The 5,118-nt window shown below is 45.1% G+C and carries 7 protein-coding genes and 2 pseudogenes; 5 read left to right on the top strand and 4 right to left on the bottom strand.

What is annotated here, in order from left to right; genetic code table 11:
• Nucleotides 1–542: pseudogene (locus VB836_RS13365) on the top strand (photosystem II q(b) protein); the annotation flags it as partial.
• Between the two features lie 97 nt (nucleotides 543–639).
• Here VB836_RS13365 and VB836_RS13360 read toward each other — a convergent pair.
• The 4 genes from VB836_RS13360 to psbH all read right to left on the bottom strand — a co-directional run bounded on the left by VB836_RS13360 (nucleotide 640) and on the right by psbH (nucleotide 2,289).
• Nucleotides 640–906 (bottom strand): DUF3146 family protein, encoded by a 267-nt coding sequence (locus VB836_RS13360; protein WP_046276646.1) that lies wholly within the window; start codon nucleotides 904–906, stop codon nucleotides 640–642.
• 5 nt (nucleotides 907–911) lie between these two features.
• Entirely contained in the window at nucleotides 912–1,544 is a 633-nt protein-coding gene (gene pth, locus VB836_RS13355; protein WP_323219754.1) for an aminoacyl-tRNA hydrolase, read from the bottom strand.
• 129 nt (nucleotides 1,545–1,673) lie between these two features.
• Entirely contained in the window at nucleotides 1,674–1,931 is a 258-nt protein-coding gene (locus tag VB836_RS13350; RefSeq protein ID WP_323219753.1) for a TatA/E family twin arginine-targeting protein translocase, read from the bottom strand.
• A gap of 154 nt (nucleotides 1,932–2,085) precedes the next feature.
• Nucleotides 2,086–2,289 carry a photosystem II reaction center phosphoprotein PsbH gene (gene psbH, locus VB836_RS13345; RefSeq protein ID WP_046276643.1) on the bottom strand — a complete coding sequence of 68 codons (204 nt, stop codon included), beginning with the start codon at nucleotides 2,287–2,289 and terminating at the stop codon, nucleotides 2,086–2,088.
• Nucleotides 2,290–2,373: 84 nt separating this feature from the next.
• Between psbH and psbN the strand changes: the two genes are divergently transcribed.
• From psbN to VB836_RS30500, 4 genes and pseudogenes are all read left to right on the top strand, one after another.
• Complete coding sequence (gene psbN / locus VB836_RS13340; protein ID WP_046276642.1) at nucleotides 2,374–2,505, top strand: photosystem II reaction center protein PsbN; 132 nt, start codon at nucleotides 2,374–2,376, stop codon at nucleotides 2,503–2,505.
• 233 nt (nucleotides 2,506–2,738) lie between these two features.
• The gene (gene aroC, locus VB836_RS13335; protein WP_323219752.1) at nucleotides 2,739–3,839 is read left to right on the top strand and encodes a chorismate synthase; all 1,101 of its coding nucleotides are present in this window, start codon (nucleotides 2,739–2,741) and stop codon (nucleotides 3,837–3,839) included.
• 28 nt (nucleotides 3,840–3,867) lie between these two features.
• The gene (locus tag VB836_RS13330; protein ID WP_323219755.1) at nucleotides 3,868–4,755 is read left to right on the top strand and encodes an MBL fold metallo-hydrolase; all 888 of its coding nucleotides are present in this window, start codon (nucleotides 3,868–3,870) and stop codon (nucleotides 4,753–4,755) included.
• Nucleotides 4,756–4,945: 190 nt separating this feature from the next.
• Nucleotides 4,946–5,118: pseudogene (locus VB836_RS30500) on the top strand (IS607 family transposase); the annotation flags it as partial.

Raw genomic sequence — 5,118 nt, 5'->3', positions numbered from 1 at the left:
GAATCAGTGGAACCTTCAACTTCATGTTAGTGTTCCAAGCAGAACACAACATCTTGATGCACCCGTTCCATATGTTGGGTGTAGCAGGTGTATTCGGTGGTTCACTGTTCAGTGCAATGCACGGTTCTTTGGTAACATCTTCCTTAGTTCGTGAAACAACTGAAACCGAATCTCAAAACTACGGTTACAAGTTCGGTCAAGAAGAAGAAACCTACAACATCGTAGCAGCACACGGCTACTTCGGACGTTTAATCTTCCAATACGCTAGCTTCAACAACTCCCGCGCCCTGCACTTCTTCTTAGGAGCATGGCCTGTAATCGGAATCTGGTTTACTGCTTTAGGTGTATCCACCATGGCATTCAACCTGAACGGTTTCAACTTCAACCAATCAGTAATTGATTCTAGCGGACGGGTAATCAATACTTGGGCTGATGTCATCAACCGCGCTAACCTGGGTATGGAAGTAATGCACGAGCGCAACGCTCACAACTTCCCCTTAGACTTAGCTTCTGTTGAGTCTGCACCTGTTATCAAAGGTTAATTGCTATTAACTGAATAACCAAGAAACGCTCTCCATCAGGGGGGCGTTTTTAGTTGCTTAATATTATGAAATCGAACATTCTTGGGTTTTATAGACCCTAAAATTTTGCCCGAATGGTAAATGAATAATCCCCCCCAGGTTCGAGTTTATAGTCGCATTTTTCGAGAAACCGACCTAAAGGTTCGTGAATTAAAGCACGACCTTGAGAGGGTTGAATAATCAGGGTTTTATTTCGTCTAAATCGCCACTGAAATCTCCACTCAAAGCCGCCTGCACTGACTTCTCCTTCCAAAATGCCCTGTTGCCAGGATTGACGTGTCACCTGGACATAAGCGGTCGTTTCCGGTAAACCTCTAGAACTCACTCTCTTTATTCGTCAATACTGCGACTATTGTAGAGGCTCATGGCTTTCTCAACGCCCTGCTTAAGACTTAATTCCACCGCCTCTAACACCAGTTTAAGCACTTTATCCATCACCAGGGTTTCAGAGGGGGAAAATTTCCCCAAAACATGAGAGATGGTTTCTCCCGTTTGACTGGATGCTGGGTCTTTTGGCTTCCCAATACCAATTCGTAAACGGGGAAAGTTCTGAGTTCCGAGATGGGAAATAGTCGATTTCATCCCATTATGACCTCCCGCAGAACCCGACAGTCGCAACCGTAACCGCCCCATCGGTAAATCCATGTCATCATAAATCACTAATACGGACTCTGGATGGAGTTTGTACCAATTGACAACGGCTTGAATCGCTTGCCCGGAACGGTTCATGTAAGTGAGGGGTTTTAGGAGTCTAATTTTATCGCTTCGTCTCCAAATTCCTTCCCCAAATTGTCCTTGAAACTTGCGGTTTTCAGATAGAGATATTTGCCAAGTTGTCGATAAACTATCAACCGCAGCAAAACCGATGTTATGTCGGGTGCGATCATATTTTGACTCAGGATTTCCTAAACCGACAATCAGTTGAGGAATGATTAAGGTTTGGGGTGAAGAAGCCTCCGTCATGGTTGATGAATAGAAGTTGTGTTGTAATGATTGTGATGACTACGAATTAAAACAGGGAGAAAGTTCGACTGTTCTCCCTAAATTTATGACAATTTTTGTTCTTAACATTGATCTCAACACTTATTAATCTTAAACATCAACCGCTTCATCCGTCGAAGCCGGAGTGATCACTTTTTCAGGTTGAGATTTACTCACTTTTGTCGCTTCTTCTAACTGTTTGGCTTCTCGTTTGAACTCATTCTCAAATTCCTGTGAAGCTTCTTTAAATCCTCGAATGGCTTTTCCGAGACTGCTACCAATCTCCGGTAACTTTTTCGGGCCGAAGATTAACAAAGCCAAAACAAGTATAACAGCCATTTCCGGCAAACCGATTCCAAAGATGTTCACAATGATCTCTCCTAGCTGTTTCCTCAAATTTTTTCAGTTAGGCATAGGTTAGGGAATATCCCGCTTAAAACCTTTAACCGTGAAATATGGACTCATTTCACATGATCACAGCAATTAGGCTGCTCTCCCCGAAATTCCTACGCCTAACAATCTCTTAGCGAGTTAAGTTAGCCCAGTCTACATCAACGCTTTCAAGCAGCAGTGAGGAGTTGTAAATCTGTAAGATGATCAACAGAAAGACAAAGAACAACACCATAAAAACTGCCATCAGGGGAGTTGTACCCCAGCCGGGGGCTACTTTACCGTATTCGGAGTTCAGAGGACGTAAGACATCTCCTAACCAAGTGCGTTGTGCCATAAGTTACCTGCTTATTTAAATCGACAACAAATTTTAATGTTTCGTAATATTATATAAGGATGAGTGTCAAATTAGATTAACCTTATGGAACCTGCAATAGCTCTTAACATTTCGATCGCGGCTGTGGTGGTCGTCATTACAGCCTACTCCGTCTACACGGCTTTCGGGCCTCCTTCTAAGGAATTGAGCGATCCCTTTGAAGATCACGAAGATTAAAACATTGTAAATCAGTGTAGCAATCTTAGACCCCTTTGGGGCATGGCAGTAGGTCGCTTGAGTTCAAAACGCGATTGCCTCAAACCTGCCCCTTAGAGTCTCTGGTGATCATCTGCGATGTGAAGTGAGGGAATAATAATCAAGGTGGGGATGGGGATCAAGCTCATCTCAAAAAACCAAGATTTGCTAGAATCAATGCGGGGAAATGTTATCTTGAGAATCATCTATTAACTATGGGGAATAGTTTCGGGCATTTACTTCGCATCACCACCTTTGGTGAATCTCACGGAGGCGGAGTTGGTGTGGTGATCGATGGATGCCCACCAAGATTGAAGATTGACGCATCTGAAATTCAAGCCGAGTTGGATCGCCGCCGTCCTGGACAAAGCAAGATTACCACACCCCGAAAGGAAACCGACACCTGTGAGATCCTCAGTGGTGTGTTTGAAGGTCAAACCCTGGGAACTCCGCTAACAATCTTAGTGCGAAATCAAGACACTCGCCCTCAAGATTATAGTCAAATGGAAACAGCCTATCGTCCCTCTCACGCCGATGCGACCTACGACGCCAAGTATGGCATTCGCAACTGGCAAGGGGGCGGACGCTCTTCAGCCCGAGAAACCATTGGACGAGTCGCCGCAGGAGCGATCGCCAAAAAGATATTAAAGCAAGTCGTGGGCGTGGAAATCGTCGGTTACGTCAAACGAATCAAAGACTTAGAAGGGATTGTCGATCTCGATACGGTAACACTAGAACAAGTCGAAAGCAATATTGTTCGCTGTCCCGATACCGAATGCGCCCAAAAAATGATAGAACTGATCGAACAAGTGCGCGATCAGGGTGATTCTATTGGCGGTGTTGTCGAATGTGTCGCCAGAAATATGCCAAAAGGACTCGGTTCTCCTGTATTTGATAAACTAGAAGCAGATCTCGCCAAAGGGGTGATGTCCTTACCCGCAAGTAAAGGATTTGAAATCGGCTCGGGTTTTGCAGGTACCCTTTTGACCGGGAGTGAACATAACGACGAATATTATACGGACTCACAGGGAACAATCCGCACCGTGAGCAACCGCTCCGGTGGTATTCAAGGGGGCATCTCAAACGGAGAGAATATCATCTTACGGGTGGCTTTTAAGCCAACGGCGACCATTCGCAAAGAGCAGCGCACCGTTACCCGTGAGGGAGAAGAAACATTACTGGCAGCAAAGGGAAGACACGATCCCTGCGTCCTGCCAAGAGCCGTCCCGATGGTAGAGGCAATGGTTGCACTCGTGTTGTGCGATCATTTGTTACGTCATCAGGGTCAATGTGGAACTTTAAAGCCTGAAGATTAACGATATGGAAACCGCGACCACGCTTGCTATGGTAACTTCTCTCGATAGCCCAAAACCTAACTATTCTTCTTTTAATCCAGACGATTTTGTGGTTCAGTTCTGGGGAGTGCGAGGGAGTATTCCCACTCCTGGAAAAAGTACCATTCGCTATGGGGGAAATACCTCTTGTTTAGAAATGCGGGTGGCGGGTAAACGGTTAATCTTTGATGGTGGTACGGGTTTGCGAATGTTAGGCGATGCTTTGATGGCGGAAATGCCCATAGAAGCTTATATGTTTTTTACCCATTACCACTGGGATCACATTCAGGGCTTTCCGCTATTTACCCCGGCATTTCTTCCCGGTAACTGCTTCCATATTTATGGTGCAATTCCTCCAGAAGGGGAATCAATGAAACAGCATTTTATTGAACGCATTCTGCACCCGAATTCCCCGGTTCCCCTGAAAGGTTTACGGGCGGACTTGAGGTTCTACGAACTCAAGGCAGGAAATTCGATGATGCTTGATGATATTAAAATCGAAACTGGACAACTGAACCATCCGAATACAGCGATGGGATATCGGATTACTTGGAATGGTCGCAGTGTGGTTTACTGTTCAGATACAGAACATTTACCCGATGGTATCGATGAAAATGTGTTGAACCTCTCCAAAGATGCCGATGTTCTGATTTACGATGCCATGTATACCGATGAAGAATATCACAGCCCCAAATCTCCGAAGATAGGTTGGGGACATTCAACCTGGCAAGAAGCGGTTAAAATGGCAAAAGCCGCAGGGGTAAAGCGAGTTGTGATTTTTCACCATGATCCAACCCACAGTGATGACTTTTTGGATCAGGTAGAGCAGGAAGTACAAGCGGTCTTTCCTAAAGCAATTATGGCGCGAGAAGGTTTAGTTTTGCCGATTGGTGTTTAGCCCGCATTTGGGAATTGATTCCATTTTTAATCACAGTGACGAGGAAAACTGTAGTCAAAGATGCGGTTGTTGAAGACTGAGCGATCGCCTTCTTCGCGTAAAAATTAGCGTAAAAATAGCGATCGCAATGCCTCTAATTGTAAATTGACTGGACAATGCTGGACAATGCCATACTCTGCGATAATTAGGTATGGCTAAATTTGTTAAACCCAATGAAGCAGCTAACACTCTGGGAGGCCTCCGAACACTCAGACGATGGGAAGCAGACGGTAAAATCAACACGATCAAAACGCCGTCAGGACAAAGGCGATACGACATCGAAAAGTTCATCAAAGAGGAATCAGAAAACGGAGGAAGACGCGC

The sequence above is a fragment of the Limnoraphis robusta BA-68 BA1 genome, from assembly GCF_034932365.1.
Lineage (GTDB): Bacteria > Cyanobacteriota > Cyanobacteriia > Cyanobacteriales > Microcoleaceae > Capilliphycus > Capilliphycus robustus.
The sequence above is the reverse complement of the archived record's forward strand: the minus strand, read 5'-3'. Positions and strand labels throughout refer to the sequence as shown.